The sequence below is a fragment of the Nitratireductor arenosus genome (genome assembly GCF_009742725.1).
GTDB classification, from domain to species: Bacteria; Pseudomonadota; Alphaproteobacteria; order Rhizobiales; family Rhizobiaceae; genus Mangrovimarina; species Mangrovimarina arenosa.
The window spans coordinates 109,529-131,511 of sequence record NZ_WPHG01000005.1 but is presented as its reverse complement, the minus strand read 5'-3'; the positions used below and the strand labels follow the sequence as shown (position 1 = coordinate 131,511).

General features: G+C 63.9%; 19 protein-coding genes. 10 read left to right on the top strand and 9 right to left on the bottom strand.

All coding sequences use genetic code 11. From position 1 onward, the window contains the following. Positions 1–107 precede the first annotated feature (107 nt). On the bottom strand, positions 108–1,202 hold the full coding sequence (locus tag GN330_RS19360) for a BMP family ABC transporter substrate-binding protein (protein ID WP_156714541.1): 1,095 nt from the start codon (positions 1,200–1,202) through the stop codon (positions 108–110). 18 nt (positions 1,203–1,220) lie between these two features. After that, on the bottom strand, positions 1,221–2,012 hold the full coding sequence (locus tag GN330_RS19355; protein WP_246188764.1) for a GntR family transcriptional regulator: 792 nt from the start codon (positions 2,010–2,012) through the stop codon (positions 1,221–1,223). Positions 2,013–2,257: 245 nt separating this feature from the next. On the opposite strand from GN330_RS19355, the gene GN330_RS19350 reads away from it, so the two are divergent. The 5 genes from GN330_RS19350 to GN330_RS19330 all read left to right on the top strand — a co-directional run bounded on the left by GN330_RS19350 (position 2,258) and on the right by GN330_RS19330 (position 7,744). Beyond that, positions 2,258–3,115 (top strand): aromatic ring-hydroxylating oxygenase subunit alpha, encoded by an 858-nt coding sequence (locus GN330_RS19350; protein WP_156714672.1) that lies wholly within the window; start codon positions 2,258–2,260, stop codon positions 3,113–3,115. A 33-nt stretch (positions 3,116–3,148) separates the two neighbouring features. Next, complete coding sequence (locus tag GN330_RS19345; protein WP_156714539.1) at positions 3,149–4,054, top strand: aromatic ring-hydroxylating oxygenase subunit alpha; 906 nt, start codon at positions 3,149–3,151, stop codon at positions 4,052–4,054. A 21-nt stretch (positions 4,055–4,075) separates the two neighbouring features. Next, a complete protein-coding gene (locus GN330_RS19340) occupies positions 4,076–5,842 on the top strand; it encodes a Rieske 2Fe-2S domain-containing protein (RefSeq protein WP_156714536.1) in 1,767 nt (588 codons plus the stop codon). Between the two features lie 10 nt (positions 5,843–5,852). Continuing rightward, on the top strand, positions 5,853–6,500 hold the full coding sequence (locus GN330_RS19335; RefSeq protein ID WP_156714533.1) for a glutathione S-transferase family protein: 648 nt from the start codon (positions 5,853–5,855) through the stop codon (positions 6,498–6,500). A gap of 119 nt (positions 6,501–6,619) precedes the next feature. After that, a complete protein-coding gene (locus tag GN330_RS19330) occupies positions 6,620–7,744 on the top strand; it encodes an S-(hydroxymethyl)glutathione dehydrogenase/class III alcohol dehydrogenase (RefSeq protein ID WP_156714531.1) in 1,125 nt (374 codons plus the stop codon). Positions 7,745–7,864: 120 nt separating this feature from the next. Here the strand turns inward: GN330_RS19330 and GN330_RS19325 are convergent, their stop codons facing one another. The 7 genes from GN330_RS19325 to GN330_RS19295 form a co-directional block, all read right to left on the bottom strand. Next, entirely contained in the window at positions 7,865–8,758 is an 894-nt protein-coding gene (locus GN330_RS19325) for a LysR family transcriptional regulator (protein ID WP_343040936.1), read from the bottom strand. A 145-nt stretch (positions 8,759–8,903) separates the two neighbouring features. Then, on the bottom strand, positions 8,904–10,448 hold the full coding sequence (locus tag GN330_RS19320; protein ID WP_156714529.1) for an ABC transporter ATP-binding protein: 1,545 nt from the start codon (positions 10,446–10,448) through the stop codon (positions 8,904–8,906). Positions 10,449–10,458: 10 nt separating this feature from the next. Then, positions 10,459–11,391 (bottom strand): ABC transporter permease, encoded by a 933-nt coding sequence (locus GN330_RS19315; protein WP_156714527.1) that lies wholly within the window; start codon positions 11,389–11,391, stop codon positions 10,459–10,461. Between the two features lie 7 nt (positions 11,392–11,398). Beyond that, entirely contained in the window at positions 11,399–12,436 is a 1,038-nt protein-coding gene (locus tag GN330_RS19310) for an ABC transporter permease (RefSeq protein ID WP_246188762.1), read from the bottom strand. 138 nt (positions 12,437–12,574) lie between these two features. Further along, a complete protein-coding gene (locus GN330_RS19305) occupies positions 12,575–13,555 on the bottom strand; it encodes a BMP family lipoprotein (protein ID WP_156714523.1) in 981 nt (326 codons plus the stop codon). Positions 13,556–13,702: 147 nt separating this feature from the next. After that, positions 13,703–14,653, bottom strand: a complete 951-nt coding sequence (locus GN330_RS19300; protein WP_425487186.1) for a BMP family protein — start codon at positions 14,651–14,653, stop codon at positions 13,703–13,705. 87 nt (positions 14,654–14,740) lie between these two features. Next, complete coding sequence (locus tag GN330_RS19295; protein ID WP_156714518.1) at positions 14,741–16,042, bottom strand: amidohydrolase family protein; 1,302 nt, start codon at positions 16,040–16,042, stop codon at positions 14,741–14,743. Positions 16,043–16,475: 433 nt separating this feature from the next. Here GN330_RS19295 and GN330_RS19290 point away from each other — a divergent pair, with 433 nt between their 5' ends. From GN330_RS19290 to GN330_RS19270, 5 genes are read left to right on the top strand one after another with little or no spacing between them, the layout of a single operon-like run. Beyond that, positions 16,476–17,231 (top strand): GntR family transcriptional regulator, encoded by a 756-nt coding sequence (locus GN330_RS19290; protein WP_246188761.1) that lies wholly within the window; start codon positions 16,476–16,478, stop codon positions 17,229–17,231. Between the two features lie 59 nt (positions 17,232–17,290). Next, the gene (locus tag GN330_RS19285; protein WP_156714515.1) at positions 17,291–18,151 is read left to right on the top strand and encodes an FAD binding domain-containing protein; all 861 of its coding nucleotides are present in this window, start codon (positions 17,291–17,293) and stop codon (positions 18,149–18,151) included. Continuing rightward, positions 18,151–18,636: a (2Fe-2S)-binding protein gene (locus GN330_RS19280; protein WP_156714513.1), complete on the top strand. Its 486-nt coding sequence runs from the start codon at positions 18,151–18,153 to the stop codon at positions 18,634–18,636. The genes GN330_RS19285 and GN330_RS19280 overlap by 1 nt, the downstream gene beginning before the upstream one ends. After that, positions 18,633–20,939 carry a xanthine dehydrogenase family protein molybdopterin-binding subunit gene (locus GN330_RS19275; protein WP_156714511.1) on the top strand — a complete coding sequence of 769 codons (2,307 nt, stop codon included), beginning with the start codon at positions 18,633–18,635 and terminating at the stop codon, positions 20,937–20,939. Before GN330_RS19280 ends, GN330_RS19275 begins: the two co-directional genes overlap by 4 nt. Positions 20,940–20,941: 2 nt before the next feature. After that, the gene (locus tag GN330_RS19270) at positions 20,942–21,958 is read left to right on the top strand and encodes a CobW family GTP-binding protein (protein WP_156714509.1); all 1,017 of its coding nucleotides are present in this window, start codon (positions 20,942–20,944) and stop codon (positions 21,956–21,958) included. Positions 21,959–21,983 lie beyond the last annotated feature (25 nt).

The following is a 21,983-nucleotide window of genomic DNA, read 5'->3' as shown; positions in this document are numbered from 1 at the left end:
GATCTTCTACGGCTCGCAAGAACCGCAAAAAGGTCGCGTTCACTGGGGCGCACGGCGTCCGCCCGGGAGGCATAGCCTGCCAGGCGGACGCGCCATGATTGCGGTCGTCAGCCGAGCTGGCCGATCATGCCCTTGACGAACCAGTTCATGCTGCGGATGTCGGGATCGGACAGCACCGATCCGGCCGCGGCCTTCACATTGCCGTCCTGATCCTGCAGTTCGCCGGCATAAGGATGGACCGCCCCGCTGCCGATATCGGCCTCGAGCTGTTTGAGTTCGGCCTGCACCTCGGTCGGAATCGCCTCGTTATAGGGCGCCATCTTGACGAAGCCGCCCGCCAGACCCTTCCAGCGTTCCTCCGCCTTCCAGGTACCGGCGGAGACCGCCTTGGCGGCGCCCACATATTCGCTCGACCAGTCGAGCACGAAGGCGGTCAGGTGTTTGCCGTTGCCGAACGGGCTCATGTCGCTGGCATAGCCGATCGACCAGGCGCCCTTCTCGCCGGCAACCTGCACGCCGGTCGCCGTGTCCGTCATCGAGCAGATGACGTCGCAGCCCTGCGAAACCAGCGTATTGGCCGCTTCCTTCTCCTTGCCCGGATCGAACCAGGAATTGAGGAAGATGGTGTTGCAGGTCACGTCCGGATTGACGCTCTGCGCACCGAGCAGCAGCGCGTTGGCCGGACCGACAATGTCGGGAATCGGGAAGCCGCCGATAAAGCCGATCTTGCCCGATTTGGTCATATGGCCGGCGGCCGCGCCGGCGACATAGGTGCCTTCGTAATATTTGGCCTCGAACGTGCCCAGATTGTTCAGATGCACGATGCCCGAGCAATGTTCGAAGGCGACATCGGGAAAGCGCGGCGCGACCTTCTGCAGCGGCGTTCCGTGCGAGAAGCTGGTGCCGAAGACGAGCTTGTTGCCACTTGCCGCGAGTTCGCGAAACACCCGCTCGGCATCCTGCGGATTGAAGATATTGTCGATGACGGTCATGTCGACTTTGTCGCCGAGTTCCGCCTTGATCGCGTCAACGCCGAGGCTGTGCTGTTTGGTCCAGCCGATCTCGGCCACCGGCGAGACGTAGACGACGCCGATCTTCAGCGGCTCCTGCGCGTGCGCCAAGCCGGCAAAGCCGGGAGCGCCAAGTGCGAGCCCGGTCGCGCCTGCGCCTTTCAGGAAGGTTCGTCTGGAAAATCCGTTCATCATTGTTCCCTCTGTTGGTTACGGATCGCCGGCCTGAGTGCGCCGGAGATTGGCTGGCGGGATTGCATAGATCCGTGCGCCGTTCTGCTCGGCGCCCGCCTTGTCGCTTGCCGCATCGGTCTTGTCGCCATCGCCCGCGAGATAGGGTGAAAGCGCCTCGCGTGGGCTTAATTCGGGGAAGACCGCGCGGTCCATGATATAGCCGCGCACGACCGAGCGGTGATGCGTGTCGATCAGTTCCATCGCCTTCTTCAACCGACCTTTTTCCAGAAGGTCGATAACACGCGAATGGTCGTCGAGAAGATTGCAATAGTCGAAATCCGCCGTGATCAGGGAGCGCAGCAGGGTCGTGCGCCGCACCAGCTGGGCGTGAATGTCCTGCATGACCTTGTTGCGGCTCAGCCGCACGAACACGGAATGGAATTCCTGACCGAGCACATCGGCGAGCGCGTCGTTGCCGGCCGCAACGGCCTGGCGCTGGCGTTCCACGTGCTGGCGCAATTCGGCCCATCCGCCGGGCCCGAGCCGTTCGCTCAGTTGGGCCGCCACGCCCTGCTCCACCAGCGTCAGCGCGTCGTAGATCTCCATCGCCTCCTGCATGCTCGGCTTGGCGACGAAGGCGCCGCGATTGCGCTCGATCTGGGCAAGCCCGTCATCTGCCAGCCTGATCACGGCCTGGCGCACGACGATCCGGCTGACGCCGAATATCTCGGCGAGCTCGCGCTCTCCCAGCTTGCAGCCGGGCACGAGGCGATGATCGATGATCGCCCGCGTCAGGATGTCGGCAATGGCCTGCGAGCGGCTGCTCATGACAGGGTCTCCTCCCGGCCGCGGTCCCCCTTCCCGTCAGCCGGGCGCACCCTGTCCAGGTGAGCCACATCGCGGGAACCTGCAGCGCGTTACGATTGGAGGGCAACAAGCAAGGTTTCACAATCAATAAATGCCGAAAGGACTTTCAAAAAAACAGGAATTGCTATCCAATTTTACATCGATCAGGCTTCAATCCAACCGAAAATGAGCCAAAATTGGCCGACTGGGAGAAGAGTTTCATGACCATGGACCGGACCTGCGGCGATCCCGTGCTGGTGAACGACTGGCATATCATTGCCGACCTGACCGCCTTGCCGCACGGCCGAATCCGGATGGCGCGCCTGCTTGGCGTCGATTTGACAGCGAAAAAGAGCGAAACCGGCTATACGGTCAAGCGTCTGGATACGAACGAACCGGTCGCGGCAACCGAGCGTTACGGCTTCTTGTGGGCATGCCTCGGCACGCCCGAACGCGATATCGTGACGATTCCGGAAGCCGCCGAGACGGACCGCCACATCATCAGCGGTGGTTCGATCGGGGTCAGGGTCTCGGGCCTGCGCGCGGTCGAGAATTTTCTCGACATGGGTCATTTTCCCTTCGTGCACACTGGCTCGCTCGGCGAGGAGCCTCACACTGAAGTGCAGCCGTACAAGGTGCACCTCACCGAGGGAGACGAAGTGCTGGCCACCGAATGCCGGTTCTTTCAGCCCGCGGCTTCGCCGACCGCCAGCGGCGGCATGATGGTCGACTACGTCTACAAGGTCGTGCGGCCCTACACCGTCGCGCTCTACAAGAGCAATCCCGTCCAGCCGGATCGGCTCGACGTGATCTTCCTGTTCGTCCAGCCGGTCGACGAGGAAAGCTGCATCGCCCACCCCTTGCTGTGCTATCTGAAGGACGGGATCGACGCGGCCGGCGTACGCGCCTTCATGCAGTTCATCTTCGGCCAGGACAAGCCGATCCTGGAAAACCAGCTACCCAAGCGGCTGCCGCTCGACGCGCGCGCCGAAACGCCGATCCGAGCGGACGCCGTCTCGGTCTACTACCGCCGCTGGTTGCGCGACCACGGCGTGACCTATGGGGCCATTCCCGCCCGCCACTGACGCACGGCCCAGACCGGAACCGAAAGACCCGCCATGACCCAGCCGAAATGCACCGACCCCGTAATCTTGAACCAGTGGTACCCGCTGGGCGCCATCGACGAGGCGCCGCGCTCACGCGTGGCCGACACCGTCCTGCTTGAGGAAAAACTGTCCTTCGCCGTCGCCGGAGACGGCGCGGTCGCCGCCTGGCGCACTCGCGACGGCCTGAAGGCCGGCGCGCCGGTCGAGATCGCGGCACTGACGGACACGCTGCCGGCGATCAGCGCCTATGGCTACGTGTGGGCCTCGCTCGGCACGCCGCCGGTCAAACTGTTCCCGATTCCGGAATATGCCGAGCCCGACCGCCGCAACCTCAATGCGGCGACCATCGGCGTCAATGTCTCGGCGCCGCGCGCGATCGAGAATTTTCTCGACATGGGTCATTTCCCTTATGTCCACACCGACATTCTGGGCGCCGAACCGCATACCGAGGTCAAGGAATACGATGTCGAAATCTCGATCGACCGCGACGAAATCCTGGCCACGCGCTGCCGCTTCTTCCAGCCGATGGCCTCGACCACATCTGATGGCGGTGCCGATGTCGATTACATCTACCGCGTGCCGCATCCCTTCTGCTCGGTGCTCTACAAGTCGAGCCCGCTCGACGAGACGCGCCAGGACGTGATCGCGGTGTTCCTGCAGCCCACCGACCAGGAACATGTCCGCGCCCACATGATGTTGTGCGTCCTCGACGATGAAAACGAGGACAAGGTCATCAAGCGGTTCCAGCAGACGATCTTCGGTCAGGACAAGCCGATCCTGGAAAACCAGTATCCCAAGCGTCTGCCGCTCGACCCGCGTGCCGAAACGCCGATCCGCGCCGACAAGTCGGCCATCGCCTATCGCCGCTGGTTGAGCCAGAAGGGCGTGACCTACGGCGTCATCCCGGCCGCCGCCTGATCCTTTCATCCGGAGTTCGACATGCTGGACCAATCCAGGAACCGCTGGCACCCGATTGCCGCATCGCACGATCTCGCCTACCGCCACGTCTTTCACGGACAGTTGCTCGGGCGCGAATTCGCCGTCTGGCGCGCCGACGACGAATACGTCAACATTTGGGAAAATCGCTGCCTGCATCGCGGCGTGCGCCTGTCGATCGGCATCAATGACGGCCGCGAGCTCAAATGCCAGTATCACGGCTGGCGCTATTCCAACCGCACCGCTGGCTGCACCTACATCCCGGCCCATCCGGCCGACGCGCCGGCCCGCACCATCACCAACCGCACCTTTCCCGCCGTCGAGCGCTACGGCTTCATCTGGACGGCCGAGGAACCTTCCGGCGAGGTGCCCGAGATCGCCGCGCTGCCGGAGGGCGACCTGCTGGTGCTGCGCGGCATTCCCGTCAATGCCGCCGCAGACCGGGTCGTCGAGCATCTGAAAACCTACCGTTTCCAGCCGGTCGGCGCGCTCGACGCAGACGGCGCCGAGGTGAGTGTCGAAGCGATTGGCGACTTTTCGCTGACGCTGGCGGCGCGCGAGGGGGCGAGCGCGACGCGGTGCGTCCTGTTCGTCCAGCCGGTCGACGCCGCCCGCTCCGTCATCCGTGGCGTGCTCGACAAGCAGCCGGAGGCGGACGAACGGATCGCGGTGTTGCGCCATCACAATCAGCGCCTGTCGGCCCTGCGCGAAACGATCGAGGACGCCGTGCGCGGCGAACCCGCGCCCGCGCCGATCGAGCCGGTCTTCGAACGGGTGTCGGCCGAGCTCGCCGAGATGCCGCAGCCGACGCCGCACGGCCGCAAGGCGACCTTGCGGGTCGAGGTCGCGCGCAAATGGACCGCGGCCGACGGCATCGCCGGCTTCGAGCTTGCGCCACTGGGCGGCGGCCTGCCGACCTTTCAGCCCGGCGCCCATATCGACGTGCACATGCCGAACGGCGAAATCCGCCAATATTCGGTCATCAACGGCCCCGGCGAAAGCGACCGTTTCAGCATCGGCGTCAAGCGCGAGCCAGTGTCCAAGGGCGGGTCCTCGTGCATGCACGAGACCGTACGAGAGGGCGACGTGCTGGCGATCTCCGAACCGCGTAACAATTTTCCGCTGCGCCGCGACGCCACCAAAACGCTGCTCGTGGCCGGCGGCATCGGCATCACGCCGCTGCTTGCCATGGCGCAGGCGCTGCACAATCAGCAACTCGCCTTCGAACTGCATTATTTCGCCCGCGACGAGGCGCAGATGGCCTTCCGCGACCGGCTCGACACGCTCGGCGAGGCGTTGCGTCCGCATCTCGGTCTCGATCCGCAAGCGACCGGCGACACGCTTTCGGCGCTGTTTTCGGACTATCAGGACGGCATGCATCTCTATCTGTGCGGTCCGGGACCGATGCTGGAGGCCGCCCGCCGCGTCGCCGCCGACCGGGGCTGGCCCGAAAGCGCGGTTCATTTCGAGTATTTCAAGAACACCAACGAGATCGACGACAGTTCGACCTTCGAGGTCGCGCTCGCGCGCTCCTGCCTCACCTTCCAGGTGCCGGCCGGCCGCACCATTCTCGACATGATCCGCGAAAACGGCGTCGACATGCCGTCGTCGTGCGAACAGGGCGCCTGCGGCACCTGCCTGGCCACCGTCATCGAGGGCGAGCCGGACCATCAGGACGTCTATCTGAACGATACCGAAAAACGCTCGGGCACCAAGATCATGACCTGCGTGTCACGCGCCCGATCGGCGCGGCTTGTGCTGGATTTGTGAGGCGAGGCGGATGATCAAGCTCTACGATTACGAACTTTCCGGCAATTGCTACAAGCTGCGGCTGTTGATGAGCATTCTGGGGGTCGAATACGAGACCGTGCCGGTCGATTTCTATCCCGGCCGCGAGCACAAATCGGCCTGGTTCCTGCGCGTGAACCCGCTCGGCCAGCTTCCGGTTGTCGACGATGACGGGCTGGTGCTGCGCGACGCCCAGGCGATCCTGGTCTATCTGGCAGCGCGCTACGACACGTCCGGCACGTGGTATCCACGCGACGACGCCAGGCTTCTGGGCGAGATCAGTCAGTGGCTGGCCTTCGCCGACGGCATCACCGCGACGGCGTCCGCCGCCAGGCTGCATGACGGCCTGTTCTACGATGTCGATATCGACGCCTGCCGGGCCGGCGCACACCGCCTGTTCCGCATCCTCGACGAACATTTGTGGTTCGGCGAACAGGAAGGCCGCGACTGGCTGTGCGGCGCCGCGCATCCCACCATCGCCGACATCGCCTGCTTTCCCTATGTGATGCTGTCGGAGGAAGGCGGCATATCGCGCCAGGATTATCCGGCGATCCGGCGCTGGTGCGACCGGCTCAAGCGGGTTGACGGCTTCATCGTCATGTCGGGCATCTTCCCGGCCAGCCGGGCACGTGCGGCCTAACGTATCGCCCTTGGGATAGGAATCGATTTCCTGGCTGTTCCGCGCTTAAACGGGCGCAGGTCGCGCGGCGCCGCGCCATCTCCAAACCCATAATAATGTGATTGAAGAGGATTGTTACGATGAAGACACGAGCGGCTGTTGCGGTTGGGGCGGGCAAGCCGCTTGAGGTGATGGAGGTCGATCTTGAGGGGCCGCGGGCCGGCGAGGTTCTGGTCGAGATCAAGGCGACCGGCATCTGCCACACCGACGAGTTCACGCTGTCGGGCGCTGATCCGGAGGGGATTTTTCCGGCGATCCTCGGCCATGAGGGCGCCGGCGTCGTGGTCGATGTCGGGCCGGGCGTGGAAAGCCTGAAAAAGGGCGACCACGTCATCCCGCTTTATACGCCCGAATGCCGCCAGTGCCCGTCCTGCCTGTCGCAGAAGACCAATCTGTGCACCGCGATCCGCGCCACGCAAGGCCAGGGCCTGATGCCCGACGGCACCAGCCGGTTCTCGATCGGCAAGGACAAGATCCACCACTATATGGGCTGTTCGACCTTTTCGAACTTCACCGTCCTGCCCGAGATCGCGCTGGCCAAGGTCCATCCGGACGCGCCGTTCGACAAGATCTGCTATATTGGCTGCGGGGTCACCACCGGCATCGGCGCCGTCATCAACACGGCAAAGGTCGAGATCGGCGCCACGGCGGCCGTGTTCGGGCTGGGCGGCATCGGCCTGAACGTCATCCAGGGCCTGCGGCTGGCCGGCGCCGACCGGATCATCGGCGTCGACCTCAACAACGACAAGAAGGCGTGGGGCGAGAAATTCGGCATGACGCATTTCGTCAACCCGACGCAAGTCGACGACGTGGTGGCCGAGATCGTCAACATGACCAAGCGCGGCGCCGACCAGATCGGCGGCGCCGACTACACGTTCGACTGCACCGGCAATGTCAAAGTGATGCGCCAGGCGCTGGAAAGCGCCCATCGCGGCTGGGGCGAGAGCATCGTCATCGGGGTCGCCGGCGCCGGCCAGGAGATTTCCACCCGGCCGTTCCAGCTCGTCACCGGCCGCACCTGGAAGGGCACCGCCTTCGGCGGCGCCAGGGGCCGCACCGACGTGCCGAAGATCGTCGACTGGTACATGGACGGCAAGATCCAGATCGACCCGATGATCACCCACACGCTCACCCTCGACGAGATCAACACAGGCTTCGACCTCATGCACAAAGGCGAAAGCATCAGAAGCGTCGTGGTGTACTGAAACGGCGGAGGCGAAAGCCTCCATCCCAGCCATCTCCCGCCGGCAGCCCTATACACATCTCGTGCGAAAAGGGCGCCGGCGGGCCTGTTTCCGGCCCCGACGCCCCGTCTTCGCCCGACCTCAGCCCTCTCGCTCGGCGTCGAGCAGATATTCCTTCATCTTCTGGGCGACAGGCGACAGGGCGCGCTGGCGGTGCTGCAGCACCGACACGTCGCGGCTGATCGCCGGCTCGACCAGTTCCATCACCTTGACGTCGACCAGCGGCGCGAGCTGACGGGCGTTTTCCGGCAACACGGAAACGCCCAGCCCGGCCGCGATCATGCTGATCGCGGTAGTTGAAAACCGCACCTCGTAGGACGGCCGGATATCCGGCGCCACGTGCAGCAGTGCCCGGTCGACGAGGTCGCGCAGCGGGTTTTCCTTCGCCAGCGCAATCAGCGCCTCGCCGGACAGATCCGACCAGCGCACGTTCTTCTGGCGCGCGAAACGATGATCGGCCCGGCATACCAGCATCAGCCGGTCGCGCATCATGTGGGTGGATTCCACCTCCGGGTCCTCGTCGGCGACCGTGCCGATCGCCAAATCGACCTCGTTGCGCTTCAGCGCCGGACGGATTTCCTCCTCCGGCATGTCGCGCACCTGCACGCTGATATCGGGATAGCGCCGGTTGAACCGGGCAATCACCGGCGGCAGGAAGGTCGCCGCCAAAACGATCGCCGAGGCGACAAGAACCCGCCCGCGCCGCAGCGAGGCCAGTTCGTGCACGCTGTCGACCGCGATCTCGAGGTCCTCCAGCACCTTGCGGGCCTGGGGAAAGAACTCGCGCCCCGCCCCCGTCAGGCTGACCATGCGGGTATGGCGGTCGAACAGCCTCTGCCTGAGCTCGGTCTCCAGCTCCTTGATCAGGATGCTGATTGCCGACTGGGTCAGGTTCAGCCGGCCGGCGGCGAGATTGAAACGGCCAAGCTCCGCCACGGCGACGAAGGCCTGTATCTGGCGAAGCGTTACGTTCACACGGCGGGTCCCGTCCTGCTGGGTCCGATGGCCGTTGCGGCCATCTCGGTCCGGCAGGGTGAGGCTATCGCGATTGATTTTCAATCCGACAATATTCGCGAAATTGTTTCGAATTTTGAATGAGAGTGCCGCGTACGCCTGCTCATCAGGTCCGCGCGGCGGCCAGCCGGGCCGCTTCCTGCCTGTCGCCGGCCATCAGCAGGCCCATCTCCTCGATGCGCCCCCGGTCGGGAGGCAGCTCGCCGACCAGCTCGCCGTGGAACATCACCAGGATGCGGTCGCAAATGGCGAACAATTCCTCCAACTCGGTCGAGATCAAAAGGATCGCCCGGCCCGCCTCGCGCTGTTTGAGAACCTCCTGCATGACCAGTTCCATGGCGCCGATATCGATGCCGCGGGTGAGCTGGTTGATAAGCAGGAAATCGGGATCGCGCGCCAGTTCGCGCGCCACGACCAGCTTTTGCTGATTGCCGCCGGACAGGTTCTGGATCAGGTCGAACTCGCCCGAAGCCTTGACCCGGAACCGACGGATCAGGTCGCGGGTGTGCTCGGCGATCGTCCCGAATTTCAACAGGCCGTGCTTGGCGAAGGGTGGCCTGTTGTAACGTTGCAAGAGCACGTTTTCCGTCAGCGCCAGAGGCAGCACGATACCCATCTTGTGACGGTCTTCGGGAATGTGCCCGATCGGCCGGCGGTTGACCTCGCCGGGCGGCAACCGGCTGATCTCCTCGCCATTGAGCGAAATCGTTCCCGAGGTGACCGGCAGGAGGCCGGTCATGGCGAGCGCGAGTTCGCTCTGCCCGTTACCGGACACGCCGGCAATGCCGACGATCTCGCCTTCGCGCACCTCGAGCGAGACATTGCGCACCGCCGGCAGACCGATCTCGTTGTCGCAACTCAGCCCGTCGACGGAAAACACCGTGCGCCCCGGTGTCCGGTTCGTGCGCGGCAGCTCCATCAGCACGTCGCGGCCGACCATCATGCGCGCCAGTTCGCGCGGATTGGTGTCGGCGGCCCGCGTGGTGAACACCACCTTGGCGTCGCGCATGACGCTGACGCGGTCGCTGACCGTCATCACCTCGTCGAGCTTGTGCGAGATGAAGATCACCGTCTTGCCGTCCTTGACCAGGTCGCGCAACAGCACAAGCAAGCGGTCGGTCTCCTGCGGCGTCAGCACGGCCGTCGGTTCGTCGAGGATCAGTAGATCGATGCCGTGAAACAGCACTTTGAGGATCTCCACCCGCTGCTGTTCGCCGACCGAAAGGTCCTGGATCAGCGCATCGGGACGCACATCGAGCCCGTAACGCTCGGACAATTCGCGGATACGCGCATAGACGTCGCGCATATTGCTGATCACGCGCGCCGGCATGCCCTGCCCCAGCACGTAGTTTTCCGCCACCGTCAGGTTCGGAACCAGCATGAAATGCTGATGCACCATGCCGATGCCATGCCGGATCGCCTCGCGCGGCGAGCCCAGCCGCAACGGTTCGCCCCTGTAGATGATCTGGCCTTCGTTCGGAGACAGAACCCCGCACAAAATATTCATCAGAACGCTCTTGCCGGCACCGTTCTCGCCGAGCAGCGAATGAATTTCGTTCTCTTCCACCTCGAGCGTGACGCCGCCGCTGGCGACGAGATCGCCAAAGCGCTTGTGGATGTCGTCCATGCGAAGGAAGGGCTGTGTGTTCATCGGTCCCGCCTCACGCCTTGGTGTAGGGAACGCCGAGCATCTTCGGCGTGTCGCCCTTATTGCGTACCATCACCAGAGCGACGATGGTCATCACGTAAGGCAGCGCCTGCAGGGCCTGGTAGGGAATGTTGAGCGCCGGCTGTGCCTGAAGCTGAAGCTGCAACGCGTAGAACAGGCCGAACAACATGGCGACGAAGAAAGCGCCCACCGGCGACCAGCGCGCGAACACGACGACCGCGAGCGCGATGAAGCCGCGACCGGAGGTGATGTTTTCGACGAACTGGTTGGAATGACCAAGTGTCAGAAACGCGCCGCCGAGACCGGCAAGCCCGGTGCCGATCATGACCGCGCCGTAGCGGTAGGCGGCCACGCTGCGCCCGACCACGTCGACCGCCTTGGGATGCTCGCCGACGGCGCGCAGGGTCAGTCCGAACGAGGTCTTGTAGAGAACCACCACCGCGAGCACCACCACAAGCAGCGTGCTGTAGACGATGGCGTTGTGACGGAAGAACGCCTCGCCGAAGAACGGCAGGTCGCTGAGACCGGGAATGTCGAGCGGTTGCGCGATTTCGACGCCCCGACCCGTGCCGACGAAATAAGTGCGGAACAGGAAGGCCGTCAGTCCCATGCCGAGCAGGTTTATCGCCGCGCCGACCACAATCTGGTCGGCCTTGATGGTGATGGTGAAAAAGGCGAACAGCAGCCCGACGACCGCGCCGGCCGCTACCGCCGACGCCAGCCCGAGCGGCAGGCTGCCATAGGCGAACATGGTGGCAAAGCCGACGAAGGCGCCGACCAGCATCACGCCTTCCAGCCCGATATTGAGCACGCCGGCCCGCTCCGAAAACACCTCGCCGATCGCGGCGAAGATCAGCGGGGTCGCCAGGCGCCAGGTGGCGCCGATCGTGGTGGCGATGAAACCGAGTGTCGCGACGTCTTCCATGATGAACCTACTGCGAACGGGAGGCGGAGCGGAACCGGTAGACGCCGAAGGCGACGACCGAGAGAATGACCATGCCCTGGATCACCGACACCAGAACCTGCGGCACCTGGGCGGTGATCTGCATCAACTCGGACCCGGAGCGCAGTATGGCGAACAGCCCGCCGGAAAAAATCGCTCCGATCGGGTTGTTGTTGGCCAAGAGCGCGACCGCGATGCCCTCGAAGCCGTAGCCGGGCGAAATGTTCTGGTAGAGCCGGCGCGTGACGCCGGCGACCTCGAACGCGCCGGCCAAACCCGCCATGCCGCCGCTGATGCAGATGGCGATCATGATGTTGCGGCCGACATTGATGCCCGCATAGCGCGCCGCATTGGCGTTGATGCCGACCACGCGCACCGCATAACCGGCGCTGCTGCGGAACAGGAATACATAAAAGGCGATCGCCAGCGCGACGGCGACCAGGATGCCGATATGCAGCCGTGTCGGCGGCAGAATGCGCGGCATCCAAGCCTCCTTCAAAAGCCGCGCCGACTGCGGATAGGCCGAGGCGGCGTCGCGCAGCGGGCCCGTCACCAGATAGCTGGTCCCGATCAGCGCGATATAGTTGAGCATGATCGTGGTGACGATCTCGCTGGCGCGGAAATAGACCTTGAGCAGGCCGGCGATCCCGGCCCAGGCCGCGCCGGCGAGCGCGCCGGCCACCATGACGAGCGGCACGTAGATCCAGGGTGTCAGGCCCTCGAAAGCGACGCCGACGATCGTCGCCGCGACCGCACCGGCATAAAGCTGCCCCTCCGCGCCGATGTTCCAGATGCTGCAGCGAAAGGCCACGCACAGCCCGACGCCGATCAGGATCAGCGGGATCGATTTCAGCAGGATCTCGGCGATCGAACGTGTGTCCTGCAGCACGCCGACAATCATGACGGAAAAGACGTCCCATCCGTTGAAGCCGTTGAGGCTCAAAAGTATGCCGCCGCATATAAGCGCGACCAGCACCGCCGCGACGGGCAGGGCGATCGCCTGTGCGATCCGAACCAACATGCTCATGGCATTTCCCATAATATCGGTATCCGCGGCGCGCGGCCGCTCGTTTTCGATGTTCGCCATGATCCTGTCGTCGTTCGAAAAACTCGCGAAAGCATGGAACCGGGCACCGGTCGGTGCCCTGTCCTTGCAGGTGATGGGTTAATCGGCGCGGGTTGCAATCTCGCCGGCGATGATCCCGTTTTTGACCTCCTCCACCTTGCGGCGGACATCGTCCGGCACGGAACGGGCGGAATGATCGTTGTAGGAAAACATCATCACGTCGGTGTCCTTGAGGCCGAACACGATATTGCCGGCCGCCTCGAAACTGCCGTCCTTGATCTGCGAGACGATGCGCACGATGCCCTGGCCGTAATCGGCGACATAGACGCCGAGCGTGTTTTCAGGCGCCGCCTCGGTATAGTCGGAATAGACGCTGAAGGTCTGGACGTCCGGCCCCGCTTCGCGCGCCGCCTGCACGACGCCGAGACCGGCCGCATTGGCGTTGGGCACGACAATGTTGGCACCACGCGCGATCATGCCGACCGCCGCTTCCTTGGCCGCGGTCGAATCGGTGAAGCTGCCGACATAGACCTGCGAGATCGGAAAGTTCGGATCGACGCTGCGCGCCCCGTTGATGAAACCCTCGAAGGACTGCTTGATCGGCGGGATTTCAAGCCCGCCGACCAGGCCCGCCGACTTGCCGGTCATCGCCGCGATGACACCCATGAGATAGAATGGCTCGCTGGAATCTGTGTTGAGGCCGATCACATTGCCGTCGAAGACGTGGCTCGACGAAATCAGGAATGTCGTATCGGGAAAATCCGCGGCAACGGTCAGCGCCGCGTCTTGGAACTGGAAGCCATGGCCGAGCACCACGTCATAGCCCTGGCTGGCATAGTTGCGGAACGCGTTTTCGAACGCCGACGGGTTTTCGTGCAGCTCGACATAGCTGATATCGGCGCCGAGTTCCTTTTCGACACGCAGCAAGGCGTCATAGGCGATGCGGTTCCAGCCCTCCTCGGCGACGCTGCCCGGCACAAGCAGCCCCATCTTGAAATCGTCAGCCAGCGCTGGTCCGGTCGCGCCCGCCATGGTCAGGCCGGCCAGCGCCGCAAGGCAGGTCCTTCTCGAAAACTTCATGATGCTCTCTCCCTCATCACGCGGTCGGCAAGGCCGTCGCGCGCCTGCCGCCACCATGAGGGCACGTTCTTCGCGCCCTCACGGTTCGTCTCGCCTGGTGTTGCACGATCCATCCGGAAAGCCGGCGACCGGCTTTCGCGGCCCGCTTCAGCGCGCGCGGGTCTGGATCTCGCCGGCGGCGATCTTCCCCTTCACCTCTTCGACAACGGCGCGAATGTCGGCCGGAACCGGGTTCTTCACGTCGTCGCGGAAGGTGAATTTCATCACCTCGGGATCCTTGAGGCCGAACTCGACGTTGCCGCTCGGCACGTCACCCTCCTGGATCCCCCGCACCACCTTCACCACGCCCTGGGCGTAGTCGGCAACGTAGAGGCCCAGAATATTGTCCGGGGCGACCTCGGTGAAATCGCTGAAGATGCTGAAGGTGCCGACATCTTTGCCCGCTTCCGCAATCGCTTGGTAGCCGCCGATCGTGGCGCCGGACGCGTTCGGCACGAGGAAGTCGACGCCTTGCGCGATCATGCTCAGGGCCGCTTCCTTGGTGGCCGTGGTGTCGGAGAAATTGCCGATATAGGCCTCGCTGATCGGGAATTCGGGATCGACGCTGCGGGCGCCATTCTTGAATCCCTCAAAGGCCTGCTGGATCGGCGGGATTTCCATGCCGCCCACGAGGCCGGCCTTCTTGCCCATTTTCGCAGCGACCAAACCCATCAGGAAGAAGGGCTGGCTGGTGTCGGTGTTGAGGCCGATCACGTTGTCTTCGTGAATGTAGCTCGAGGAGATCAGGAAGACGGTATCGGGATAGTCCGGCGCCACGTCGAGCGCGGCATCCTGAAACTCGAAGCCATGGCCCAGGATAACGGTGTAGCCCTGGCTTGCATAGTCGCGGAACGCCTTTTCGAAAGAGGCCGGATTCTGCTGCAGCTCGACATAGCTGACCTGCGCGCCCAGTTCCTTCTCCACGCCTTTCAGCGCGTTGTAGCCGATGCGGTTCCAGCCTTCCTCCGAAACGCTGCCCGGCACCAGCAGCCCCATCTTCAGCGTGTCGGCCCAGGCCGCGGTCGGCAGCGACATCGTCACCGCGGCTGCGACCGCCATGCCCGCAATATAGTTGCGTCTAGTCATAGTCATGATGCTCCTCCCAGATATCATTCATCATGCGTCCCGGCTCCAGTCGGATGCCGGTCAGCCGCTCCCCGCCGGCTGGCGGTGCTCGTCTCCCGCGACCGGCCTGGAAGCCGTGTCGAAAACGGGTTTGCCCTTGGCGATCACCGTCATCGCGTCGGCGCCGCCGGCAACCAACGTGTCGACATCGGCGCAATCGGTGACCAACAGATCGGCGAACGCGCCCTCGCGCAGACCGTAATCCGCCCCCAAACCCATCAACCGGGCCGGGATATCGGTCATCATCGAATAGACGGTCTTCAGTTCGTCGCCGCGTAAATGGCCGGCAAGCAACGTCCAGCGGCCGATTTCCAGCATGTCGCCGGCACCGGTCGGCACGAACGGGTCCTGGATATTGTCCGACGCGGTCGCGATCGGAACGCCCGCACGCACCAGCTCGGCCACGCGCGTCAGCCCGCGCGGCGGCAGCATGTCCGCGTCGCGCCCCTGCAGATAGAGATTGGCCGCCGGCAATGTGACGACGCCGAGATCAAGCTCGAGAATCTCGTTGCGGACGCGCTCGAAGGCATCGCGCGGCATCGCGCTCAACACCGAGACGTGGCTCAGCACGGTGCGGCCCTCGAGCCCGAATTTGCGCACCCGGTCGAAGACCGCATCGAACAGCGGCCGCTGCGGATTGAGATGTTCGTCGAGATGCAGGTCGACCGGCTTGCCGTGACGGGCGGCCGCGCCGAACAGAATGTCCATGTAGCGAAAGGGATCCTCGGCCACGGCCGGCGTGCCGCCGACCACGTCCGCCTTCTCGACGGCGGCGTCGATATTGGCTTCGAGCCATTCGAGATCTTGCCCGGGATGCGGGGTCATGAACGCCACCAGTTGCAGCGTCAATCGGTCCGCCCAACTGTCTCGCAGCGCCGAGAGCGCCTCGATCCCGTTGAAACCGGCATCCTTGTCGACGTTGACGTGACTGCGGATCGCGGTCGTCCCGCGTGACAGGCAGCGCGCCATGGTGCGCTCGGCGCGGCGCGTAATGTCGTCCGGCGGCGCGTTGCGGGCATATTTGGCAAATGCCTCGCGTGCGCCTTGCAGCGTACCCGACGGATTCGGTGTGAACCGCAGCACACCGGTTTTGTCGAGATGCTGATGGGCGTCGACGAGGCCGCTCACCACCAATCGGCCGGAAATGTCCACTATATCGGCACCGGGGTCGCTTACCCCCTCCCCGATCCGGGCGATGCGCCCGTCGACGCCGACAAGGATATCGGCGTTGCGGATCTCGTCGGCGCTCACGACGATGCGCCCGCCGCGCAAAACATAGGCGCGGCCGGCACGGGGATGAAGGACGTTACCGTTTGCCAGCATCCAAAACTCCCTTTCCTGGCTTTCACCATCGACGGCAACGCTAGCGCCGGACCCATTGATTAGGCAAATTCATTATCCAGATAAATTCTTTCTGAATTTCAATGAATGGGCCCAGCCCGCCAAACGCACGCGGCCGAGCCGACATCGGCGAGGGCAATGCGTACGAATAAATAAATTTACGAATAATCATAGACCAGAAGATCGATCAACCTATAGAACGGGTTATATATATTTTATTATATGAAATATTATTTCGACACCAGTTGATATATACTTGCAATGAACGGAAATTATTCGCAAAATAGCCAAAATTACCCGACGATGCGGATATGAGAATTTAACTAATTGGTATCATTATATTTTTAGCCATTGAAAATTTTGTTGACAATCTGTACTTAATGAATAGATTGTCAACAATCTTGATGGAGGTCGCATGTCGGAATCCCCCTTTCGCGTCAGACCCGGTCACGCCGCTGCAACGCCCGGCGCATCGATGAGCGGACCGGAGGCCGAGGAGCGCGTCGTCAGCGCGGTGGTCGAGGCCATCCTCGGGCACAGGATCGCGCCCGGCACGCGGCTGATCGAACGTGAACTCGCCAGCTATGCCGGCGCCAGCCGCTCCGCCATCCGTAATGGTTTACTTACGCTTGCTCATGCCGGCCTTGTCGAACTCAGTCCCAACAAGGGCGCCACCATCGCGATGTGCTCTCCGGGGGAGGCACGGCAGATTTTCGAGGCGCGCATCGTGATCGAGGCAGCCGTGCTCGACATTGTCGCGCACACGCTCAACGACGCCGGTCGCGCCAGGCTCGACGCCTTCATCGACGAGGAAAGCACAGCCTACGAAGCCGGACGCATGGAGGAGGCCCGCCACTTATCGCGGCGTTTTCATCTGCTTGTCGCCGAACTCTCCGGCAACGACGTTCTGACGGGTTTCGTGCGCGACCTCATCAATCGCCAACCGTTGCTGTCGTGGACGCGCGAGGCGCGCAAGTCGCGATTTTGCGGCAACGAGGCACACCAGCGGATCGCCGACGCGCTGGCGCGCGGCGACGGCGCCGAGGCCGCGCGCCTCAACACCGAGCATTTGCGCGAGCTCGAACGGGAGCTTCGCACAGACCGCGACAGCGCGATCAAGTCTGTCGGCGGGGACGAGGCTGGGCAGGACCCGCGGCCGCGGCCCGCCTGACCACCCGCGCCCGCCGACAATGTCGCTAGAGAAAAAGCATATAAAGGGATGGAGCCGAGATGAGACGTTTTGACTATTACCAGCCGGAAAGCCTCGAAGAGGCTTCCGCGCTCATGGCCGATCTCGGGTCCGAGGCCAGCGTCATCGCCGGCGGCACCGACCTTCTGGTCGAGATCAAGGAGGAACTGCGCAAGCCGCTCCACGTCGTCGACATCAAGAAGATACCCGGTCTGAAAGACTACCGCTACGACGCCGAGGCCGGCCTGCGCTTCGGCGCTTTGGTCGCCGCGCGCGAACTGGAAATCTGGGCGCCGGTGATCGAACACTATCCCAACCTGCGCACCGCCGTCAGCGCGCTCGGTTCGATCCAGGTCCGCAACCGCGCCACCGTGGTCGGCAATGTCTGCCGCGCCTCGCCATCGGCCGACACGATTCCGCCGCTGGTCGCCGACGGCGCTTCGCTTTCCGTCTACAATCGCGGCCAGGAACGGCACATCCTGGTGGAGGACCTTTTTACCGGTCCCGGCCGCACCGTCCTGGTGCCCGGCGACATCGTCACCGGCATTTCCGTGCCGCCGTCACGCCCGCAAAGCGGCCGCGCCTACATCAAGCATGGCCGCCGCAAGGCGATGGAGCTCGCAACCGTCGGCGTCGCCGTCAGCCTCGAGCGCGATGGCAACACCTGTACGGAGATCCGCATCGCACTCGGCGCGGTCGCGCCGACCCCGATCCGCGCTCGCAACGCCGAGGCGCTTCTGCGCGGCCGCGCCATCGACCCGGCCGCCATCGCCGCGATCGCCGATGCGGCGATGGCCGAATCCACACCGATCAGCAATGTGCGCGCAAGCGCCGCCTACCGCCGCGAGATGGTCGGCGTTTTGACCCGGCGCGCCATTGGCCAGGCCATGGGAGGAATTTGATGACCCGTATCGTCACGATGACTGTTAATGGAGAGGAACGCGAGCTGCCCTCCCCCGTCAATCGCACCCTGCTCGACGTGCTGCGCGCCGAAGGCGGCTTGACCGGCACCAAGAAGGGCTGCGACGTCGGCGATTGCGGCGCCTGCACCGTCATCATGGACGGCAAGCCCGTCAATGCATGCCTGGTGCTGGCTGTCGAGGCCGAAGGCGCCGACATCCTGACCATCGAGGGCCTGCAGCACGGGCCCGACAGGCCGCATCTGCTGCAGGAAAAGTTCATGGAACACGGCGGCGCCCAGTGCGGTTTCTGCACGCCCGGTATCGTCATGATGGCCAAGGCCCTGCTCGACGAGACCCCCGCCCCGAGCGAGGACGAGATCCGCTTCGCGCTGGCCGGCAATATCTGCCGCTGCACCGGATACACCAAAATCATCGAGGCCGTTCAGGACGCTGCCGACGAGATGAACAAAGCGAGGGCCCAATGACTGTTCACGATCATCCCGTCGCGACCAAACAAAGCTTCTCGGTTGTCGGCAAGAGCGTCAAGCGCTCCGACACGCTGGAAAAGGTTACCGGCAGCGCCATCTATGCCGGCGACATCATCCTGCCCGGGATGCTGCACGGCAAGATCAAGCGCTGCGACATCGCCCATGCGCGCATTAAGTCGATCGACACGTCCAAGGCGCTGGCGCTCAAGGGCGTCAAGGCCGTGCTCACGCACGAAAACGTGCCGCGCGTGCTGCACTACGGCTCGCCGCATCCGCGCTCGGCCTCCGTCACCAAGGATCAGTACATCCTCGACGACCGCGTACGTTACTGGGGCGAGGGCGTGGCCGCGGTCGCGGCCGTCAGCGAAGAAATCGCCGAAGAAGCGCTCGGCCTGATTAAGGTCGAGTACGAGCCGCTACCGGCCGTCTTCACCGTCGAGGACGCGCTGAAACCCGACGCGCCAGCGATCCACGACAACGGCCTGGACAACAACAACGTCCTGCCGCCGGTGATCGTCGAACGCGGCGACATCGAGAAAGGTTTTGTCGAGGCCGACCTCGTCATCGAGGGTGAATACGAACTCGGCCGCCCGACCGCCGCCTATATGGAACCCAATATCTGCGTCACCCAGTGGGACGGCAACGGCAAGCTTACCATCTGGAGTTCGACCCAGACCGCCTTCATGGTGCGCGGCGCGCTGGCCGAAGTGCTCGGCGTGCCGCTGAACAAGGTCCGCGTCGTGGTCGACCACATGGGCGGCGGTTTCGGCGCCAAGCAGGACCTGTTCCAGCACGAATTCCTCTCGGCCCTGCTCGCCAGGGAGACCGCGCGCCCTGTCCGCATGGAGTTCACCCGCAAGGAGACCTTTTTCGGCGGCCGCTCGCGTCATCCCGGCAAGATCTGGCTCAAGCAGGGTTTCACCAAGGACGGCCGCATCACCGCCCGCCAGGCGCGGATCGTCTTCAATTCCGGCGCCTACGGCTCGCACAGTCCGGGCGTGACCAATGTCGGCACGGCGGCGATGACCTCGCTCTACCGCTGCGACAATATTCATCTGGAAGGCCGCGCCATCTACACCAACACGCCGATCGCCGGCGCCTTTCGCGGCTACGGCGTGGTCCAGACCTATTTCGCCATCGACCTGCAGGTCGACGAGGCGGCCGAAAGGCTGGGCTTCGATCCGGCCGAGTTCAAGCTGAAGAACGCGGTCCGCGAAGGCGACATCGCGCCGTCCAACCATCCCATCGTCGGCCACGGCCTGGAGGATTGCATCCGCCGCGGCATGGCCGAAAGCGACTGGTACACAGTGCGCAAGGCCCCGAAGGGCGACGGCGTCAAGCGTCGCGGCTGGGGCATCGGCTGCGAGATGCACGGTTCCAGCGCCTATCCCGGCATCAAGGAACAGGGCAACGCCATCGTCAAGATGAACGAGGATGGCACGGTGACGCTCCTGACCGGCACCGCAGGCCTCGGCACCGGCGCCCACACCGCGCTGTCGCAGATCGTCGCCGAGGAGCTCGGCGTGCCGTTCGAGGATATCGCCGTCGTCCAGGGCGACACCGACGTGGTGCCCTGGGACATCGGCGCGTTCGCCAGCCACACCACCTATATGGGCGGCCGCGCCGCCCAGATCGCGGCCGCCGACGTGCGTCGCCAGGTGCTGGCCCACGCCGCGCCGATGCTCGACGCCGCCCCCGAGGATCTGACGATCACCGACGGCGTCATCACCCGCACCGACGGCTCCAACCGCTCGATCTCGCTCGGCGAGGCGGTTGCCCCGCAGCGCGGCATGCCGGCGATCCAGCTCGTCGGTGTCGGCACCTACACCCCGACCAAATCATACTCGTTCGGCGCCCATTTCGTGGAGGTCGAGGTCGACACCGAGACCGGCGAGGTCGCCGTCCTCCAGGTGATCCCGGTGCACGAGATCGGCAAGGTCATCCATCCGATCGCCGCCGCCGGGCAGATCGAGGGCGGCATCCAGCAGGGCATCGGCCACACGCTGAGCGAGGACTACGTCATCGATCTGACGAATGGCCGCTCGCTCAATCCGAGCTTCGTCGACTACAAGATGCCGCTGTCGATGGACATGCCCCCGATCCGCACGATCATCCTGGAAACCGCGCCCGATCCGGGCGGTCCCTGGGGTGCCAAGGGTGTCGGCGAGGATCCGATCATCGCCATCGGGCCTGCCATCGCCAACGCCATCCACGACGCGATCGGTGTGCGCTTCCGCCACTACCCGATCACGCCGGAAAACGTCCTCAACGCCCTGCGCGTGAAATTGAAGGAGGCATGACCATGCCCGACATCCAGGCAACGGGCGGCGACAAGGTTCCCGTCACCATCCTCACCGGCTTCCTCGGCGCCGGCAAGACGACGCTGCTCAACTACATCTTGACCGAGCGCCACGGTCACCGCATCGCCGTGATCGAGAACGAGTTCGGCGAAATCGACGTCGATTCCGATCTGGTGATCGCCTCGGAGGAGGAGATTTTCCAGATGCAGAACGGCTGCATCTGCTGCTTCGTCGACGTGCGCAACGATCTGGTCGAGGTGCTGCAGAAGCTGCTTGCCCGCAAGGACAAGTTCGACCACATCCTGGTCGAAACCAGCGGCCTGGCCGACCCAACGCCGGTCGCCACCAGCTTCTTCATCGACAACGAGGTCGCCGGTCAGGTCGAGCTCGACGCCATCGTGACCATGGTCGATGCCAAGCACATCGCCCAGCATGTCGACGATCCGCTTCTGGACGGGCGCGACAACCAGGCGGTCGACCAGATCGTGGCCGCCGACCGGATCGTCATCAACAAGGTCGATCTGGTCGACGATGCCGCCATCGGCGCATTGGAGACCAATCTGCGCAAGCTCAACGAGACCGCGGACATTTTGAAGGCCAGCTATGGCAAGGTCGACCTGTCAAACATTCTCGGCATTAGCGGGTTCCAGCCTTCCTATGTCGCCGAGCGCGCCAAGCTCCTGAATCTCGACGACCACGATCATCACCACCACCATACGCACGACCAGACGGTGGGATCGGAATCTTTCACCTTCGACAAGCGCTTCGACCGCGCCAGGCTGGAGGCTACCCTGTCGGCCTATCTTCAGGAAAACGGCGACGCGATCTTCCGCACCAAGGGCATCCTGGCGATCGATGGAGACGACCGCTTTTTCGTTCTCCAGGCCGTCCACAAGCTGATGGATTTTCGCGCCGACCATGCCTGGGGCAAGGACCGCCCCTATTCCAAGCTGGTCTTCATCGGCCGCGACATCGACCGCGCCGAGATCGAGAAGATGCTTGAAACCTGTCTCGCCTGAGACCTGTCATTCTCCCAGGACTCCC

Coding starts and splice junctions, on each gene's coding strand:
- GN330_RS19360 (WP_156714541.1), bottom strand. CDS start 1,202: ATGAACGGATTTTCCAGACGAACCTTCCTGAAAGGCGCAGGCGCGACC.
- GN330_RS19355 (WP_246188764.1), bottom strand. CDS start 2,012: ATGAGCAGCCGCTCGCAGGCCATTGCCGACATCCTGACGCGGGCGATC.
- GN330_RS19350 (WP_156714672.1), top strand. CDS start 2,258: ATGGACCGGACCTGCGGCGATCCCGTGCTGGTGAACGACTGGCATATC.
- GN330_RS19345 (WP_156714539.1), top strand. CDS start 3,149: ATGACCCAGCCGAAATGCACCGACCCCGTAATCTTGAACCAGTGGTAC.
- GN330_RS19340 (WP_156714536.1), top strand. CDS start 4,076: ATGCTGGACCAATCCAGGAACCGCTGGCACCCGATTGCCGCATCGCAC.
- GN330_RS19335 (WP_156714533.1), top strand. CDS start 5,853: ATGATCAAGCTCTACGATTACGAACTTTCCGGCAATTGCTACAAGCTG.
- GN330_RS19330 (WP_156714531.1), top strand. CDS start 6,620: ATGAAGACACGAGCGGCTGTTGCGGTTGGGGCGGGCAAGCCGCTTGAG.
- GN330_RS19320 (WP_156714529.1), bottom strand. CDS start 10,448: ATGAACACACAGCCCTTCCTTCGCATGGACGACATCCACAAGCGCTTT.
- GN330_RS19315 (WP_156714527.1), bottom strand. CDS start 11,391: ATGGAAGACGTCGCGACACTCGGTTTCATCGCCACCACGATCGGCGCC.
- GN330_RS19310 (WP_246188762.1), bottom strand. CDS start 12,436: ATGAGCATGTTGGTTCGGATCGCACAGGCGATCGCCCTGCCCGTCGCG.
- GN330_RS19305 (WP_156714523.1), bottom strand. CDS start 13,555: ATGAAGTTTTCGAGAAGGACCTGCCTTGCGGCGCTGGCCGGCCTGACC.
- GN330_RS19300 (WP_425487186.1), bottom strand. CDS start 14,653: ATGGCGGTCGCAGCCGCGGTGACGATGTCGCTGCCGACCGCGGCCTGG.
- GN330_RS19295 (WP_156714518.1), bottom strand. CDS start 16,042: ATGCTGGCAAACGGTAACGTCCTTCATCCCCGTGCCGGCCGCGCCTAT.
- GN330_RS19290 (WP_246188761.1), top strand. CDS start 16,476: ATGTCGGAATCCCCCTTTCGCGTCAGACCCGGTCACGCCGCTGCAACG.
- GN330_RS19285 (WP_156714515.1), top strand. CDS start 17,291: ATGAGACGTTTTGACTATTACCAGCCGGAAAGCCTCGAAGAGGCTTCC.
- GN330_RS19280 (WP_156714513.1), top strand. CDS start 18,151: ATGACCCGTATCGTCACGATGACTGTTAATGGAGAGGAACGCGAGCTG.
- GN330_RS19275 (WP_156714511.1), top strand. CDS start 18,633: ATGACTGTTCACGATCATCCCGTCGCGACCAAACAAAGCTTCTCGGTT.
- GN330_RS19270 (WP_156714509.1), top strand. CDS start 20,942: ATGCCCGACATCCAGGCAACGGGCGGCGACAAGGTTCCCGTCACCATC.